The sequence below is a fragment of the Mesorhizobium sp. M0663 genome, from assembly GCF_040320585.1.
GTDB lineage: Bacteria > Pseudomonadota > Alphaproteobacteria > Rhizobiales > Rhizobiaceae > Mesorhizobium.
In genome coordinates, this window is sequence record NZ_JAMYPX010000004.1 from 389,500 (window position 1) to 405,810 (window position 16,311).

A 16,311-nucleotide genomic window follows, 5' to 3' on the forward strand; every position below is an offset into this window, starting at 1 on the left:
GTCAGGGCGGGCCTGCCGTTCAATCCACGCCCGGACAGGATCGTCGGGCGCAAAGGGCGGCCCGCTAGTTCCCCGCGCTGGCCATGCGCCGTCCCTTGATCGCTTTCTCTAGCCAGCCGATCTCCATTTCTGGCACCGACGATAGCAAAAGATCGGTGTAGGCATCGAAGGGTGGCGTCAGCACGGTGCTCTTGGCGCCGTAGCGCACCACTTCGCCGCGATACATCACGGCGATTGAATCGGCGATCGACTTGACCGTGGCCAGGTCGTGGGTGATGAACAGATAGGCGACGTTTTCCTCTTTCTGCAGCCCGAGGAGCAGCTCCAGTATGCCGTGGGCGACCAGCGGATCGAGCGCCGAGGTCACCTCGTCGCAGATGATCAGCTTCGGCTTTGCGGCGAGCGAGCGGGCGATGCAGACGCGCTGCTTCTGGCCGCCCGAAAGCTCGGCCGGATAGCGGTCGACATAGCCTTTGCCCATTTCGATCTTGTCGAGCAGTTCCGCGACACGGGCGTCACGTTGCCTTCCGCGCAGACCGAAATAGAATTCCAGCGGCCGGCCGATGATGGTGCCGACCGTCTGGCGCGGGTTCATCGCCACGTCGGCCATCTGGTAGATCATCTGCAGTTGGCGAAGATCCTCTTTCGGCCGGTCGGCAAGCCGGTTGGCGAGCGGCCGTCCGTCGAAGGTGACGGTGCCTTGTTCGGGCGGCAAGAGGCCGGTGATGGCGCGCGCCAGTGTCGATTTGCCGGAGCCGGACTCGCCGACCACCGCCAGCGTCTGGCCGGGGAAAATATCGATCGAGACGTTCTTCAGCACCTTGATGTGACTGCGGCCATAGGCGGCGGTGATGTTCTTGACCGACAGGAACGGGCTCGTGCCAGGCTTCTGCTCCTGGTGTTCGATCTCATGCACCGAAACCAGCGCGTTGGTGTATTCCTGGCGCGGCTCCTTGATGATCTGGCGGGTGCCGCCCCATTCGACCAGCCGGCCGTGGCGCAGCACCATGATCTCGTCCGAGACCTGGGCGACGACGGCAAGGTCGTGAGTGATGTAGAGCGCCGCGACATGCGTGTCGCGGATGGCATCCTTGATCGCCGCCAAGACGTCGATCTGCGTCGTCACGTCGAGCGCCGTGGTCGGCTCGTCGAAGACGATCAGGTCGGGTTCCGAGCACAGCGCCATTGCCGTCATCACGCGCTGCAGCTGACCGCCCGAGACCTGGTGGGGGAAGCGCTCGCCGATGCTTTCGGGGTTCGGCAGGCTGAGCTTCTTGAACAGCGCCACGGCGCGCTTTTCGGCTTCGGCCCGCGTCGCCGTGCCGTGCAGGAGTGCTGCCTCGACCACCTGGTCCATCAGCCTGTGCGCCGGATTGAAAGCGGCTGCCGCCGATTGCGCGACATAGCAGACCTCGCGGCCGCGCAATTTGCGAAACCCTTCGTTGCCGCCCTTCAGGATGTCGCGGCCATTGAGGATGACCTCGCCGCCGGTGATGCGCACGCCGCCGCGGCCGTAGCCCATCGACGACAGGCCGATGGTCGATTTGCCGGCGCCGGACTCGCCGATCAGGCCAAGCACCTTGCCCTTCTCCAGCGTCAGCGAGACATCGTGCACCAGCACGATGTTCTTCGGCGCCTCACCCGGCGGATATACCGTGGCCTCGATGCGCAGATTGCGAATGTCGAGCAGCACGCCGGACTTCGGTTGCCCGGGCTTCGGTTGCCCGGGCTTCGGTTGCTTGTCAGCCATTACCCGCGTCCTCCCTTCAGGCTTGTCGTGCGGTTGAGCACCCAGTCGGCGACCAGATTGACGGAAATCGCCAGTGCGGCGATCGCCGCCGCCGGAATGAGGGCGGCGGCTATGCCGAAGACGATGCCGTCCTTGTTTTCCTTGACCATGCCGCCCCAATCGGCGCTAGGCGGCTGCACGCCAAGGCCGAGGAAGGAGAGCGTCGACAGGAACAGTACGGCATAGATGAAACGCAGGCCGAGTTCAGAAACCAGCGGCGACAGCGCATTGGGCAGGATCTCGCGGAAGATGATCCAACCGCTGCCTTCGCCGCGCAGCTTGGCCGCCTCGACATAATCCATGACGTTGATGTCGACGGCGACCGCCCTCGACAGGCGGTAGACGCGGGTCGAATCCAGAACGCCCATGACCAAGATCAGCGTCACCAAATTGGATGGCAGCACCGACAGCACGACAAGCGCCATAATCAATGTCGGGATCGACATCAGGAGATCGACGAGACGCGACAGAAGCGTGTCGAACCAGCCGCCGAACACCGCGGCCGAGAAGCCGAGGATGGCACCGAGCGAGAACGACAGCGCCGTCGCCAGCACCGCGATGAACAGGGTGATGCGGGCGCCGTAAATCATGCGCGACAACAGATCACGGCCGAGATTGTCGGTGCCCAGCCAATGCGTCGCCGACATTGGTTCCCAGACATCGCCGATGATCTCGCCATTTCCATGCGGCGCGATCCATGGCGCGAAGATCGCCGCCAGCACGAACAATGCCGTCAGCACTAGCCCGATCAGCGCCGGGATGGGGATGCGTTTTATGACGAGCATACCCGCCCCCTCATTTCGGATGTCTGAGGCGCGGGTTGGCGACGATCGCCGCTATGTCCGCGATGATGTTCAGGCTGATGTAAACGGCGGCAAAGATCAGCCCCACCGCCTGCACCACCGGCACGTCGCGCTTGGTGACGTGGTCGACGAGATACTGCCCCATGCCTGGATAGACGAAGATCACTTCGACGACGACAACGCCGACGATCAGGTAGGCGAGGTTGAGCATGACGACGTTGATGATAGGTGCAATCGCATTGGGAAAGGCATGCCTGCGAATGACGGCGAAGGCCGACAGCCCCTTGAGCTCCGCCGTCTCGACATAGGCAGACTGCATGACGTTGAGGATCGCGGCGCGCGTCATGCGCATCATATGGGCGAGCACCACCAGGGTCAGCGCCGCCGCCGGCAGCGTGATCGCCAGAATGCGTTCGCCGAAAGGCATTCCGTCATAGACGGTCGAGATGCCCGGGAAGATCTGGTACTTCACGGCGAAGAAATAGACGAGCACATAACCGATGAAGAATTCGGGAAAGGACGTCGAGGCGAGCGCCAATCCGGAAATCAGTTTGTCGACCCAGCCATTGCGGTAGCGCACTGCGATCAGGCCGAGGATGATCGCCAGTGGCACCGCCACGATCGCCGCCCAGAAGGCGAGGAACAACGTATTCCACAGCCGCCCCTTGATCGAGGTCGCAATATCTTGCCCGCTCGACATCGCCGTGCCGAGATTGCCGGTGAGCACGCCGCCGAGCCAGCGGAAATAGCGGATATAGGCCGGATCGTTGAGACCGAGCTGCTCGCGCAGATTGGCGAGCGACTGCGGGGTCGCCGACTGTCCGAGGATAGCTTGCGCGACGTCGCCGGGCAGGATTTGGGTGCCGGCGAAGATCAGGACCGAAACGGCCAACAGCAGCAGAATGCCCAGCGCGATGCGCTGGGCCACAAGTTTCACGATGGGTGAGGACATATCCGCAAGGCCGGGCTCAGGCTTCGAGCCAGCACTTTGCCAGAGCGTATCCGTTCATCAGCTCCTGATGCGGATCGTCGACCCAGCCGGCAACCTTGGCGCCCGTCGCGTCGATGAACTGGTTGAACATCGGCAGGATGAGGCCGCCCTCGTCGCGAACGAGCATCGCCATGTCGCGATACATCGCCTTGCGCTTGGTGTTGTCGAGCTCGGCGCGTGCCGCCAGCACCATCTTGTCGAAATCCGGACGCAGGAAACGCGTATCGTTCCAGTCGGCCGTCGACAGGTAGGCAGTCGAATACATCTGGTCCTGCGTCGAGCGTCCGCCCCAGTAGGACGCGCAGAAGGGCTGCTTGTTCCAGACTTCGTTCCAGTAGCCGTCGCCCGGCTCGCGCTTGATCTCCAGCGTGATGCCGGCCTTGGCCGCGCTCTGCTGATAGAGCTGCGCGGCGTCGACAGCGCCCGGGAAGGCGACGTCCGATGTTCTGAGCAAGATTGAGCCGTCATGGCCCGACTTCTTGAAGTGGAACTTTGCCTTGTCGGGATCGTATTTGCGCTGCTCGATATCATCGGAAAACAGCGGGTATGCCGCATTGATCGGGAAGTCGTTGCCGAGCGAGCCGTAGCCTCTGAGGATCTTGTCGAGCATCTCCTCGCGGTCGATCGCCAGCTTCAGCGCCATACGCAGATCGTTATTGTCGAATGGCGCGGTGTTGCAGTGCATGATGAAGACGTAGTGGCCAGGGCCGGCATGGTTGCGGATGGTGACGCCGGGTAGACGCTTGATCAGGTCGACGATCTTCGGCTCGACGCGGTTGATCATGTTGACCTGTCCGCCCTGCAGGGCGGCCGTCCGCGCCGTGGCATCGTTAATGACGATGACCTCGACCTGGTCGGCATGGCCCATCTTGTCGCTCTGCCAGTAGTTGGCGAAACGCTCGCCGCCATGACGCACGCCAGGCTCGTTGGTAGTGACCTTGTAAGGCCCGGCCGAGATGCCGGCGTCGGCCTTGTCCTTGCCGCCGTTCGGCTGGATGATCAGGTGGTAGTCGCTGAGCAGATAAGGAAGGTCGGCATTGGCCTCCTTCAGCGTCAGAACGACTTCCTTGCCGCTGACCTTGATGCTCTCGATGCCCTTCATGTAACCGAGTGCGCCGGACTTCGACTTTTCGTCCGAATGACGTTCGAGCGTGGCGGCCACGTCCTCGGCGGTCACCGTCTTGCCATTGTGGAATTCGACGCCGTCACGGATTTTCAGCGTCCAGGTCTTGGCGTCGTCCGACGAGCCGATCTCCTCGGCGATGCGGTTCTCGAGAGTGCCTTCCGGGGAAAGCTCGACGATCAGTTCGCCCCACATCTTGCCGAAGGCGAACGGCACCTGGGTCAGGAACAGGGCCGGATCGAGGCTGTCGGCCGAAGAGCCGCCGACCAGGCCGGCCTTCAGCGTGCCGCCCTTGACCGGGCCTGCGGCACGCGCCGCGTTTGAAAGCAGCGAGTTGGCGAAGGTTGCGGTGACACCGAGCGCTGCCGCCCGGCCGAGAAAATCGCGACGGCTCAGCTTGCCGGACGCAACGCGCCGGCTCAGATATTCCAGTTCGTTCGACATGTTGAGTTCCTCACTCTGTTGGTCCGACCTTATGGTCGTTTTTCTCATTTCTATCGGGAGAATAATGACCGTAAGGGAAAGCCGTAAGCAAGACCGAATGCGACATGCCGTGGCGTAAATCGTGCGTCGCAATTGGACCAATCGCTATAAGCGCTCAAAGCAATGCGCGCGGGATTTTCTCCTCGAAGTTGCGCTCGAAGACCAGTTTTTCGCCTTCGTAGGCTTCGATTCTGGCGCTAACCATGAAGCTTTGCGCGTCGGAGCGCATTTCGGCGAAGGTTTCGGTGCGCACCGACCATTCATTTCGCGACAGCGTCTGGGTCCAATGCGTCTTGCCCGACGCTGACAGCGGATTGTCGGGATGGATCGCCCATGTCTCTCTGGCGACGCTGCCATTGGCGAGGCCATGCCCCAGGTCGCGCACCTCGCCAAAATCGTCGACGATGGAAAGCGTGGTCATTCCGGTCTTTTCGTGGCGATCGACATGACGCTCGGAATTGGCGGCGCGGACCGTTTCGGTTGCCCAGGGCGTGGCGCTTTCGGGGGCGGGGAAGGTGACCTCATCGCCTGTCGCCGGCGGGCGCAGCGGCAGCATCAATGTCGCGGCCGACAATTCCAGCCGGACCGGCTCCGGCGACGGCCAGATCATCGGCCAATAGCTGTTGGAGATGGCAACGCGCAAGCGGTGGCCGGCCGGCGCGCGATAGGCGCATTGGTCGAGCACCACCCGGGCGCTGACGGTTTCGCCGGGCACCAGCGCTTCGGGAAATTCGTGCGAGTTGCGATGCGTCAGGTTGAGCACGCCGTACGAGATCAGCTCCGATGCCCCGTCCGGATGGACGTCGCACAGCCGAACCGCGATGTTCGCCTGGCGCCGGTCCGACGAGACCCTGACCACAACTTCGGGAGCACCGACAATGTCGACCGTTTCGGTCAGCACCGGCTGGTCGAAACACACCGACAGCGCATCGTCGGGGCGCTGGTCACCCGGCAGTTCCGGTCCAAAGGTGAAGGGGAAATATTCGCCGCCGGCGAGGCCGCAGCTTTGCGGCGAAACGACGATAGCGTGGTTGCCTTCAGCGATAAGCTCAACCTCTTGCGTCTTGATGTTGGGTGACGGCCATTCCGATTCAGCGACCCAGCGGCCCGGCCGCTCGGGATGCCAGCGCGCCGGACGCACGCTGTCCATGACATAGGCGCGGTAGGCGGGGTCGGCCTCGACGCCGGTGTCGATGTCCTTCAGCCAGCGGTCCCACCAGCGCAAGGCCTCCTGCAGGAAGCCGATGCGCGGTTCGGGCGCGGCGTAATGCGGGTATTTGTGGATCCACGGGCCGACGATGCCCTTGACCGGCGCCTGGATGTTGGCGGCGAGATGGGAAATCGTATTGCGATAGCCGTCATGCCAGCCGCCGATCGACAGCACCGCGGCATGGATGGCGGAATAGTCCTCGCAGATCGAGCCGCGCTTCCAATAGGCATCGCGATGCTGGTGCTTCAGCCACAGCGGTGCCAGGAAGGGCTGGTTCTCCAGCCTGGTCAGCCACAGGTCGCGCCATCTGTTGTCGCCGGCCAGCAACGGATCCGGCGGCCTTGACGAATAGGACAGCATGGTCGAGGCCCAGCCGAAATTCTCGATCAGCAGGCAGCCGCCCTTGTAGTGGATGTCGTCGGCATAGCGGTCGACCGTCGAACAGAGACTGATGACCGCCTTCAGCGCCGGCGGCTGCTTAGACGCCACCTGCAGGCAGTTGAAGCCGCCCCACGAAATGCCCATCATGCCGACATTGCCGTTGCACCAGGGCTGGTCCGCCGCCCAGGCGATGACGTCCCAAGCGTCCTGCAATTCCTGCTCGGAATATTCGTCGTCCATCAGCCCTTCGGAATCGCCATTGCCGCGCATGTCGACGCGGATCGAGGCGTAGCCGTGGCCGGCAAAATAGGGATGCGTCAGCTGATCACGATAGATCGTGCCGTCGCGCTTGCGATAGGGCAGGTGTTCGAGGATTGCCGGCACTGGGTCGTCGGCAGCATCGGCCGGCATCCACACCCGCGCCGACAGCCGGCAGCCGTCCGGCATGATGATCCCCATATCCGGAAATTCGACGATCTTTCGGGGGAATTCAGTGACGATTTTCATGCGGGCGAACTCCAGGAGCGCCAGATGATGGAGCCCGTGGGAGCGCGTCATGGGCCAGTCAACGAATTCGGCTGGTCAATCCGCGTCAATTCAGCGGAATGTCGTTTTCGTCCTTGCCGGCCTGATAGGCGCCGGACAATTCGTCATAGCGCGTTGATATTGTGTGGATGCGCGCTTCCAGCCGACCGCGCTCGGGGTCCGGCAGCGAGCGCACCAATTTGCGGATCGAAAAGCTCTTCCAATAGGCATTCTCGGCATTGTAGCCGCCGGGATCGAGGGTGAAGACCTCTTTCAGGATCTTCAAATCGTGCGGGATGTCGAAGCTGTCGCGCGAGTCCTCGTGGCTGAACAGATAGAAGAAATTGTCGAAGCCGGTCCAGGTGATCGCCGACAGACAGAGCGAGCAGGGCTCGTGGGTGGCGAGGAAGATAGCCTCCCTGGTGTCGACGCGCTCGGCTTTCGGCAGTTCGTAGAAGCGCTTCAGGCAGTGCACCTCGCCGTGCCAGAGCGGGTTTTCGGTCTCGTTATTGGTTTCGGCAAGCACCAGCGAGCGGTCGTCCTTGCGCAGGATCGCCGCGCCGAACAGCTTGTTGCCATGCGCGACGCCTTCGGCGGTCTTCGGCACGATGTCGTGCTCTATGACATCGAGCAGGCGGTCGATCAGCGAAATGTCAGCCATCACCGGCTCCCATCGGGAAGATGAATCTCGTAGGCGTGCGAGAAGTGGCACTCTTCGAGGTTGGAGCCGTCACCGCCACGGTCGACGACCGCAAAATCCTGGACATCGCCGATCGGCGTCAGCACACCGTGCCACAAATTGCGCGGATAGTTGACGCCTTGTCCGGGCGCGGTGATGAAGGCATGCGGCTCGCCCGGGCCTTCCTCGCCGTCATGGCAGACGACGACCAGGAACGGCCGTGGTGACAGCGGGATGAAGGCCTGGCTGCCAAACGGATGGCGCTCCACCATGGTCAGCTTCAACGGCAGCTCATAGGGCGTGCCACGCACCATCGAGATCAGCACGCGCGCATTCGGCCCTCGTGCTTCCGCGGTGGCGAGGTCATGGTAGCGCTCGGCCTTGCCGCCATTGATCGAATAATGGTTGTCGCCGCCCATATCGATGACGTCGCCGAATTCGGCGAAATTCTCGCGGGTCAGCGGCCGCGCGACGATGCGGGTCATGGTGTAGGTCTCGCGACGCCGGCGCTGCCAAGCTTGGCGTGGCGGTTGACGTCCTTGTAGAGGAGGTAGCGGAACTTGCCTGGCCCGCCGGCATAGCAAGCCTGCGGGCAGAAGGCTCGCAGCCACATATAGTCGCCGGCCTCGACCTCGACCCAGTCCTGGTTGAGGCGGTAGACCGCCTTGCCCTCCAGCACATAGAGCCCGTGCTCCATGACATGCGTCTCGGCGAAAGGAATGACCGCGCCCGGCTCGAGCGTCACGATGGTGACATGCATATCATGGCGCATATCGGCCGGATCGACGAAGCGCGTTGTTGCCCATCGGCCTTCGGTACCCGGCATCGGCGTCGGCGCGATGTCCTGTTCGTTGACGAAGAACGCTTGCGGCGGCTCGATGCCGTCGACTGCATCATAAGTCTTGCGGATCCAGTGGAAGCGGACGGCGGCGCCGCTTTCATTGTGCACCGTCCACCCACTCGCCGGCGGCAGGAAGGCAAAGCCGCCCGGCCTTAAGCTATGTTTCTTGCCGGCAAGCGAAACGCTTAGCTCGCCTTCGACCACGAACAGCGCACCTTCGGCGGCGGCGTCAAGCTCAGGGTGGTCGCTGCCGCCGCCAGGCGCGAGCTCGACGATATATTGCGAAAACGTCTCGGCAAAACCCGACAGCGGCCGCGACAGCACCCAGACGCGTGTCCCATCCCAGAACGGCAAGGCGCTGGTGACGATGTCCTGCATCACGCCCTTGGGGATGACGGCATAGGCCTGTGTGAACACAGCGCGGCCGGTCAGCAATTCGCTCTGGCCGGGATGTCCGCCCTGCGGCGCATAATAGGTTCGCTCGGCCATTTTCATCATATCCATAAATTCAAGCCTGTTGCGGAAGCCAGGGCCTATCGCGGCAGCCAAAGCCTATTGCGGAAGCATGTCCTTGAGACGAAGCAGCGCGATGCGCTCGACCTGTCTGCAGGCGGTTTCGAATTCGACATCGTGGCTGTTGCCAATACGCGCCTCGAACTCGGCCAGGATCTCCCCCTTGGTCTTGCCTTTCACCGCAATAATGAAGGGGAAACCGAAACTGGTGACGTAGGCGGCATTGAGTTTTGCGAACAGCTCGCGCTCCTTGTCGGTCAGCGCGTCGAGGCCGGCCGAAGCCTGTTCCCTCGACGATTCCGCCGTCAGCCGCTTGGCCTGCGCCAGTTTTCCGGCAAGGTCGGGGTGCGCATTGAGCACGGAAAGCCGCTCGGCCTCGCTTGCCGCGCGAAAGACGCGGCAGAGCGCATTGTGCAGGCCGCCGGCACTGTCATGCGCCGGGCCGAGCTCCAGCTCATAAGCGCGCTCGGCAATCCACGGCGAATGCTCGAACACGCCGCCAAATGTATGGACGAAGGCCTCGAATTCCATTTTCGACGGGCGCAGCGCCGGCAACCGGAACGGATGCGTCTCCTGCCAATGTTTTGCGATGTCGATGCGCCGTGCCAGCCAGACCTTGTCGTGTGATTTGACGTAGTCGATGAAGCGCTTCAGTGCCGCGACCCGGCCCGGCCGGCCGACGAGGCGGCAGTGCAGGCCGATGTTCATCATGCGCGGCCGTCCTGCCTTGCCCTCGGCATAGAGCGTATCGAAACTATCCCTGAGATAGGCAAAGAACTGGTCGCCCGAGTTGAAGCCTTGCGGCGTGGCAAAGCGCATGTCGTTGGCGTCGAGCGTATAGGGGATGACCAGCTGCGGCTTCGCCGACCCGTCCGGTGACACATGCTCGAACCAGTAGGGCAGTTCGTCGTCATAGGTGTCCGACACATAGTCGAACCCGCCCTCTTCCGCCGCCAGCCGCACCGTGTTGATCGAGGTGCGCCCGGTGTACCAGCCGGTCGGCCGCGTGCCTGTGACCTCATAATGCAGCCGGATCGCCGCTTCCATGTCGCGGCGCTCGTCTTCTGGCGTATGGTCGCGGTAGTCGATCCATTTCAGCCCGTGCGAGGCGATCTCCCAGCCGGCCTCCTGCATCGCCGCAACCTGATCGGGCGAACGCGCCAGGGCCGTGGCGACGCCGTAGCAGGTGACCGGCACCTGTGCCTCGCTGAACAGGCGCAGCAATCGCCAGAAGCCGGCTCGGGCGCCGTATTCGTAGATCGATTCCATGTTCCAGTGGCGCTGGCCGGGCCAGGGCGCGGCGCCGACGATCTCCGACAGGAAAGCCTCCGAAGCCTTGTCGCCGTGGAGGACGCAATTCTCGCCGCCCTCTTCGTAATTGACGACGAACTGCACCGCGACATGCGCCCCGCCGGGCCATTTCGGATCCGGCGGATTGGCTCCATAGCCCCGCATGTCTCGTTCGTAACGCATTCTCGCTCCTGCCGGAATTGTGATCAGGATAGTCGAAAGGAGTGCCTGCGCATTCCCCCGAAATTTTTGAAAGTGTTTTTGTCGCGCTCCGCTCGACCGGGACTTATGCATCGCCTTTAATTGGCGCACAATTCATGAATAGTGTTCGACTGTGCAGGGAATGGAGCAGCCAGTGGCGGAAACGTCGAAAGCCGAAGGCGGGCGCCTGACGACCCACGTCCTCGACACTGCGGCCGGCAAACCGGCGGCCGGTCTGTCGATCGAGCTCTATCATCTTGACGGTCAGGCCCGGACGCATCTGAAAACGGTCGTCACCAATGATGACGGCCGTTGCGATGCTCCGCTGCTTGCCGGCGCGGAATTCCGTACCGGCGAATACGAGCTGGTCTTTGCGGCTGGCGATTATCTGCGCCGGCAAGGGACAAAACTGCCGGAACCGGCCTTCCTCGACCATGTGCCGATCCGCTTCGGTATGGCCGAGCCGGTGCACTATCATGTGCCGCTGCTCATGTCGCCTTACGGCTATTCGACTTACCGGGGAAGCTGAGATGGCCGGGATCAAGACACGCAACGAAATCCGGTTCATCCTCAATGGCGAGGACGTCGCGCTCGGCACGGTCGCGCCCGACCAGACACTGCTCGACTGGCTGCGGCTCGACCGCTCGCTGCGCGGCACCAAGGAAGGTTGCGCCGAGGGCGACTGTGGCGCCTGCACGGTGCTGGTCGGCAGGCTCTCCGGTGGAACACTGGTCTATGAAAGCGTCAATGCCTGCATCCGCTTCCTTGGCTCGCTAGACGGCACGCATGTCGTGACCGTCGAGCATCTGCGCGGCGACGCAGGAAAACTGCATCCCGTGCAGCAGGCGATGGTCGATTTCCACGGCTCGCAATGCGGCTTCTGCACACCGGGTTTCGTCATGTCGCTTTATGCTCTGTGGATGCGGGCGCCGGAGCCGTCGGACGCCGCCATCGAAAAGGCGCTGCAAGGCAATCTCTGCCGCTGCACCGGCTACGAGGCGATCATGCGCGCCGCACGTGCCATCTCCAGCTACGGCTCGGCGGCAAAGGATCCGTTGGCGGCGGAGCGCAAGGCAGTCACGACCAAGCTCGAAGCGATGAAGGACGGTTCGCGCATCGAGATCGGCTCCGGCAACAAGCGGCTGATCGTGCCGGCCAATGCCGACGATCTGGCCAGCGTGCTGGTCAAGGAGCCGGGCGCCACTATCGTCGCGGGTTCGACCGATGTCGGCCTTTGGGTGACCAAGCACATGCGCGATATCGCGCCGGCGATTTTCATCGGCAATCTCGATGGTCTGTGCGGGATTTCCGAGAACAAGGGCGTCATCTCGATCGGCGCCGGTGTCACCTATAGCGAAGCCTTCTCGACGCTGGCGAAACGCATCCCGGCGCTCGGCCCGCTGTTCGATCGCATCGGCGGCGATCAGGTGCGCAACATGGGCACCATCGGCGGCAATATCGCCAACGGTTCGCCGATCGGCGACACGCCGCCGCCGCTGATCGCACTCGGTGCCCGCCTGACGCTGCGCCGCGGCGACAAGCGGCGGACGATCCCGCTCGAGGAGTTTTTCATCGCCTATGGCCGACAGGACCGGCAGCCCGGCGAATTCGTCGAGGCCGTGCATGTCCCGGTGCCAGGTAGCGAGACGAAATTTGCCGTCTACAAGATCACCAAGCGCCGCGACGAAGACATCACAGCAGCGCTAGGGGCGTTTACCCTGAAGCTCGCCGCGGATGACACGGTGGCGGATGTGCGCATCGCCTACGGCGGCATGGCGGCAACGCCGAAGCGAGCCTTTGGCGTGGAAAAGGCATTGCTTGGCAAGCCGTGGACGGAAGCGACGGTCGAGGCGGCGATGGCCGCGTACGCCGGCGATTTCACGCCGCTGACCGACATGCGGGCAAGCGCCGAATACCGGGCGCTGGCGGCGCGCAACCTGCTGCTGCGCTTCTTTGCCGAAACCACCGGCACCCGGGCGCCGATCCAGGTATCACGGCACGAGGCGGCATGATGAACAAGCACGCCACCCCAAACCTGAAGGCGCAAAAAATCGCCGGCGGCGTCGCCACCGACCAGCGCCATGATTCCGCGCACAAGCATGTCAGTGGCACGGCCGTCTATATCGACGACATGCCGGAACCGGCCGGCACGCTGCACGGCTGCCTTGGGCTTTCGACGGCGACGCATGCCACCATCACCAGCATGGACCTGTCGGCGGTGCGCGCCGCACCCGGCGTCATCGACGTGCTGACGGCGAGCGACGTGCCAGGCGAGAACGACATTTCGCCGACCGGCCGTCACGACGAGCCGGTGCTGGCCGACGGCAAGGTACAATTCTTTGGCCAGCCGATCTTCTGCGTCATTGCCGAAACCCGCGAGCAGGCGCGCCGTGCAACGAGGCTGGCCAAGGTCGAATACAAGGAATTGCCGTTCGTCGCCGATGTCGGTGAGCTCGATCCACGGATGGATAAGCTGGTCACGCCGCCGCTGACGCTGAAGCGCGGTGATGCAGCGGCTGCGATCAAGGCGGCGCCGCGCCGGCTGAAGGGAAAAATGCGCATCGGCGGCCAGGAGCATTTCTATCTCGAAGGCCATATCGCCTTGGCCATTCCTGGCGAGGACCACGACGTCACCATCTATTCCTCGACCCAGCACCCGAGCGAAATCCAGCACATGGTCAGCCACGCGCTCGGTGTTCCGAGCCACGCGGTGACGGTGGAAATCCGCCGGATGGGCGGCGCTTTCGGCGGCAAGGAAACGCAAGGCAATCAGTTTGCGGCATTGGCCGCTATCGCCGCGAAGAAACATCATCGGGCCGTGAAAATCCGGCCCGACCGCGACGACGACATGATCGCCACCGGCAAACGCCACGATTTCCTCGTCGACTACGAGGTCGGCTTCGACGACGAGGGCAATATTCTGGGCGTAGATTTCATGTTCGCGGCGCGCTGCGGCTTCTCGGCCGACCTCTCCGGCCCGGTCACCGACCGCGCACTGTTCCATTGCGACAACACCTATTTCTGGCCGGCGGTGCACGCGCAATCGGCGCCGCTCTACACCAACACGGTATCGAACACCGCCTTTCGCGGCTTCGGCGGCCCGCAAGGCATGGTCGGCGCCGAGCGCGTCATCGACGAAGTCGCGTTTGCCGTCGGCAAGGACCCGCTCGAAATCCGCAAGAAGAATTTCTACGGCACCAGCGACCGCAACATCACGCCCTATCACCAGACGGTCGAGGACAACGTCATCCACCGCATCGTCGCCGAGCTGGAGGCGAGTTCCGACTATGCGAGGCGCCGCCGCACCATCGATGCTTTCAATGCCAACAGCCGCTTCATCAAGCGCGGACTGGCGCTGACGCCGGTCAAGTTCGGCATCTCGTTCACCGCCACCCATTACAACCAGGCCGGCGCGCTGGTGCATGTCTATACCGATGGTTCGGTGCATCTGAACCACGGCGGCACCGAGATGGGGCAGGGCCTCTATGTCAAGGTGGCGCAGGTTGTGGCGGAAGAGTTCCAGATCGACCTCGATCAGGTCAAGATCACCGCGACGACGACCGGCAAGGTGCCGAATACCTCGGCCACCGCCGCGTCTTCCGGCTCCGACCTCAACGGCATGGCGGCGCAGAATGCCGCCCGCCAGATCAAGGACCGGTTGATCAATTTTGCCGTCGAGAGATACCAGGTGCCGCGGGACCAGGTGCTGTTCTTGCCCAACCGCGTGCGCATCGGCAACCAGGAGATCGCCTTCGCCGATCTCGTCAGGCAGGCCTATATGGCGCGCATCCAGCTTTCGGCGGCGGGTTTCTACAAGACGCCGAAAATCCATTGGGACCGCGACAAGGGCGAGGGCCATCCCTTCTACTATTTCGCCTATGGCGCCGCGTGCTCGGAAGTCTCGGTCGATACGCTGACCGGCGAATATGTCGTCGAGCGCACCGACATCCTGCACGAAACCGGCCGCTCGCTGAACCGCGCCATCGACCTCGGCCAGATCGAGGGCGGCTTCATCCAAGGCATGGGGTGGCTGACAACGGAGGAACTGTGGTGGGACGACAAGGGGCGGCTGCGCACCCATGCGCCATCGACCTACAAGATCCCGCTCGCGTCGGACCGGCCGAAGATTTTTAATGTGACTTTGGCCGACTGGGCGCAAGCAGGCGAGCCGACGGTGCACCGCTCCAAGGCGGTCGGCGAGCCGCCCTTTCCGCTCGCAATGTCGGTGCTGCATGCGCTGTCGGACGCAGTGGCGAGCGTTGCCAGCCACAAGATCTGCCCGCGCCTCGACCCGCCGGCCACGCCGGAGCGTGTGCTGATGGCGATCGAACGGCTGAAGCGGGAAGCCAGGACCGGCACTTGAATCCCGGAAAACGTGCAATTCAGGCTGAAAAACTCTATATTTCCCGATAGGGAACGCGAATGATGAACGCGAAAGTGCAGAGCCTGAAAGCCTTTCTTGCCGGTGCCGGCCGGGTCGCCTTGGTTGAGGTGGCCGGGACAAAAGGTTCGACGCCGCGCGAGACGGGTGCCCTCATGCTCGTCTCGGGATCGGCCACTTTCGGCACGATCGGCGGCGGCCAGCTCGAATACATGGCGATCGACAAAGCGCGGCAGATGCTTTTCTCCCCCCTTGAGGGGGAGATGGCCGCGAAGCGGCCAGAGGGAGTCGTCTCAGAAGGCACCGCCAGCGCGTCGAGCACTGCCGCGGCGACCCCACCCGGCGGCTTCGCCGCCACCCTCCCCTCAAGGGGGAGGGATACCCTCGACATCGCGCTCGGCCCGGAGATCGGGCAGTGCTGCGGCGGCAGGGTCGAGCTGCTGATCCGGCTGGTCGACCCCGCGCTTGAAGCCAAGCTGGTTGCGGCGGCGGAAGCCGAGGAAGCGCAGCTACCGCATGTCTACATCTTCGGCGGCGGCCATGTCGGCCAAGCGCTGGCCTCCGCGATGGCCTTGCTGCCGGTGCATGTCGTCGTTGTCGAGACGCGAGCCGAGGCGCTGGAGGGCATGCCGGAAGCGGTAGAAACAAGCCTGACGCCGATGCCTGAGGCAATGGTGCGCGAAGCCCCGGCTGGATCCGCCTTCGTCGTCCTCACCCATGACCATGCGCTGGACTTCCTGATCGTCGCCGAGGCGCTGAAACGCCGGGATGCCGCCTATGTCGGCATGATCGGCTCCAGAACCAAGAAGGCGACCTTCCGGAACTGGTTCCTTAAGTCGGCGGACGGAAGCGAGGCGGAATTTGCCCGCCTCGTCTCGCCGATCGGCGGCGATACGGTGAAAGACAAGCGCCCGCAGGTGATCGCCGCACTCGCCGCAGCCGAAATCATGACGGCATTGGCGAGGTATTATTTACCCGTCGACGGGCCAAAATATTCCCAATCACCGGGCGGTGGTCGGTCGACCGCATCATCGTCGCAGACTTTTTGATGCTATGAACGAAAGACTGGAGCAGTTGGCGCGTAAGGCCGAGAAAAACACG

At 63.2% G+C, this 16,311-nt stretch carries 13 protein-coding genes; 4 read left to right on the forward strand and 9 right to left on the reverse strand.

Annotated features, from left to right (window positions below; genetic code table 11):
• Nucleotides 1-64: 64 nt before the first annotated feature.
• From NKI54_RS11290 to puuE, 9 genes are all read right to left on the reverse strand, one after another.
• The gene (locus tag NKI54_RS11290) at nt 65-1,750 is read right to left on the reverse strand and encodes an ABC transporter ATP-binding protein (RefSeq protein ID WP_023676216.1); all 1,686 of its coding nucleotides are present in this window, start codon (nt 1,748-1,750) and stop codon (nt 65-67) included.
• The gene (locus NKI54_RS11295) at nt 1,750-2,574 is read right to left on the reverse strand and encodes an ABC transporter permease (RefSeq protein WP_352590907.1); all 825 of its coding nucleotides are present in this window, start codon (nt 2,572-2,574) and stop codon (nt 1,750-1,752) included. The genes NKI54_RS11290 and NKI54_RS11295 overlap by 1 nt, the downstream gene beginning before the upstream one ends.
• A gap of 10 nt (nt 2,575-2,584) precedes the next feature.
• The gene (locus tag NKI54_RS11300) at nt 2,585-3,544 is read right to left on the reverse strand and encodes an ABC transporter permease (protein ID WP_352590910.1); all 960 of its coding nucleotides are present in this window, start codon (nt 3,542-3,544) and stop codon (nt 2,585-2,587) included.
• Nucleotides 3,545-3,560: 16 nt separating this feature from the next.
• The gene (locus NKI54_RS11305; protein WP_352590913.1) at nt 3,561-5,150 is read right to left on the reverse strand and encodes an ABC transporter substrate-binding protein; all 1,590 of its coding nucleotides are present in this window, start codon (nt 5,148-5,150) and stop codon (nt 3,561-3,563) included.
• Nucleotides 5,151-5,304: 154 nt separating this feature from the next.
• Complete coding sequence (locus NKI54_RS11310) at nt 5,305-7,287, reverse strand: CocE/NonD family hydrolase (RefSeq protein WP_352634914.1); 1,983 nt, start codon at nt 7,285-7,287, stop codon at nt 5,305-5,307.
• Nucleotides 7,288-7,372: 85 nt separating this feature from the next.
• Nucleotides 7,373-7,966 carry a nucleoside deaminase gene (locus NKI54_RS11315; protein ID WP_352634916.1) on the reverse strand — a complete coding sequence of 198 codons (594 nt, stop codon included), beginning with the start codon at nt 7,964-7,966 and terminating at the stop codon, nt 7,373-7,375.
• Nucleotides 7,966-8,469: an ureidoglycolate lyase gene (locus NKI54_RS11320; RefSeq protein WP_352634918.1), complete on the reverse strand. Its 504-nt coding sequence runs from the start codon at nt 8,467-8,469 to the stop codon at nt 7,966-7,968. The genes NKI54_RS11315 and NKI54_RS11320 overlap by 1 nt, the downstream gene beginning before the upstream one ends.
• Nucleotides 8,466-9,314, reverse strand: coding sequence for a bifunctional allantoicase/(S)-ureidoglycine aminohydrolase (locus NKI54_RS11325; RefSeq protein ID WP_023676221.1), 849 nt, complete (start codon nt 9,312-9,314; stop codon nt 8,466-8,468). The genes NKI54_RS11320 and NKI54_RS11325 overlap by 4 nt, the downstream gene beginning before the upstream one ends.
• 63 nt (nt 9,315-9,377) lie before the next feature.
• Nucleotides 9,378-10,811: an allantoinase PuuE gene (gene puuE, locus NKI54_RS11330; RefSeq protein ID WP_352634920.1), complete on the reverse strand. Its 1,434-nt coding sequence runs from the start codon at nt 10,809-10,811 to the stop codon at nt 9,378-9,380.
• 172 nt (nt 10,812-10,983) lie between these two features.
• Between puuE and uraH the strand changes: the two genes are divergently transcribed.
• The 4 genes from uraH (at nt 10,984) to xdhC (ending at nt 16,259) form a co-directional block, all read left to right on the forward strand.
• Nucleotides 10,984-11,358, forward strand: a complete 375-nt coding sequence (uraH, locus tag NKI54_RS11335) for a hydroxyisourate hydrolase (protein ID WP_352620696.1) — start codon at nt 10,984-10,986, stop codon at nt 11,356-11,358.
• 1 nt (nt 11,359) lies between these two features.
• The gene (gene xdhA, locus NKI54_RS11340) at nt 11,360-12,841 is read left to right on the forward strand and encodes a xanthine dehydrogenase small subunit (protein WP_352634922.1); all 1,482 of its coding nucleotides are present in this window, start codon (nt 11,360-11,362) and stop codon (nt 12,839-12,841) included.
• Nucleotides 12,841-15,192, forward strand: a complete 2,352-nt coding sequence (xdhB, locus tag NKI54_RS11345) for a xanthine dehydrogenase molybdopterin binding subunit (RefSeq protein WP_352691496.1) — start codon at nt 12,841-12,843, stop codon at nt 15,190-15,192. Before xdhA ends, xdhB begins: the two co-directional genes overlap by 1 nt.
• Before the next feature lie 62 nt (nt 15,193-15,254).
• On the forward strand, nt 15,255-16,259 hold the full coding sequence (xdhC, locus tag NKI54_RS11350) for a xanthine dehydrogenase accessory protein XdhC (protein ID WP_352635052.1): 1,005 nt from the start codon (nt 15,255-15,257) through the stop codon (nt 16,257-16,259).
• The last annotated feature ends 52 nt before the right edge of the window (nt 16,260-16,311 follow it).